We start from the raw sequence: 1028 nt of genomic DNA on the forward strand, positions 1-1028 counted from the left end.
GGTAGATTGTAAAATTAAACCGAACACTTGAATAAAAAAGCCGCAGCGCCTTTAATGGTAATTGTCCAAAACAACCATAAAGGAACTGCGACTCATGACTAGTTTATCATCTCAAGAACGTACTGTCATTCAAACTTTGCTGGAATTGAATTATTCGATTCGTGCCATCGCGCGTTTTATTAACCGATCACCTGCGACGGTCTCTGTTGAAATTCATCAAGTCACGCCCTATAAAGCTGATATTGCTCATGCGTTGGCATTGAAAAAACGTCATCTACGTGGCCGTCATCACACACTAACACCAGCTATCGCTGTCTTTTTGAATGAGCACATTGGCATTTTAAAGTGGTCACCAGAAACTGCTGCTCATGTTTTAGGGTTACCTTTCAAAACGATTTATAATTGGCTCAATGCTGGTCGACTCAAACTATCATTGGCTGATTTACCTGACAAAGGTATCCGTCAAAAGCGTCAATCTGATGGTAGACGACAAGTATTTGTGCATGGTCGTTCGATTGAATCAAGACCCAAAAGTGTTCAAGCACGGCAGGATTTTGGTCACTTTGAAGTTGATACGATGCAATCGGGTAAGAAACGTGGTGAAGTGCTTGTCACAATCACAGAAAGATTAAGCCGGCAACATATTGTGAGGCAAGTTAGTGGTCGCAATAGTCAGGCAGTGACACCAGTATTAATTCATTTTTTTCAAGGGATCGAGAATGCTAAGTCAATCACTGTTGATCGAGGACGAGAGTTTGCAAAATATGATGAAATCGAGCAAAAACTAGGCATTCCAGTCTATTTTGCGCACCCATATTCACCAGAAGAACGTGGGAGTAATGAGATATTAAATCGATACGTCCGTCGTTTTATACCGAAAGAACGCAAAATTGAAACAGTTAGCGCCAAAGAATTAGATCAAATTAATCATTGGATCAATGCGAGACCAATGAAAACACTCAACTGGCAATCACCACGAAAGGTTTTTCAGCAGTTTGCAGTGTTCGGTTAATTCTTGCAATCTACCA

The 1028-nt window shown here is 40.8% G+C and carries 1 protein-coding gene; it reads left to right on the top strand.

The genetic code is table 11. The features are described from left to right. The first annotated feature begins 94 nt into the window (after nt 1-94). Nucleotides 95-1012 (top strand): IS30 family transposase, encoded by a 918-nt coding sequence (locus tag JOD28_RS09715; RefSeq protein WP_050895541.1) that lies wholly within the window; start codon nt 95-97, stop codon nt 1010-1012. Nucleotides 1013-1028 lie beyond the last annotated feature (16 nt).

Source organism: Leuconostoc rapi (assembly GCF_016908715.1).
In the GTDB taxonomy this organism is placed as follows: domain Bacteria; phylum Bacillota; class Bacilli; order Lactobacillales; family Lactobacillaceae; genus Leuconostoc; species Leuconostoc rapi.

Bases quoted from the DNA above. Each gene is read 5' to 3' on its own strand.
- JOD28_RS09715 (WP_050895541.1), top strand. From the start codon at position 95: ATGACTAGTTTATCATCTCAAGAACGTACTGTCATTCAAACTTTGCTG.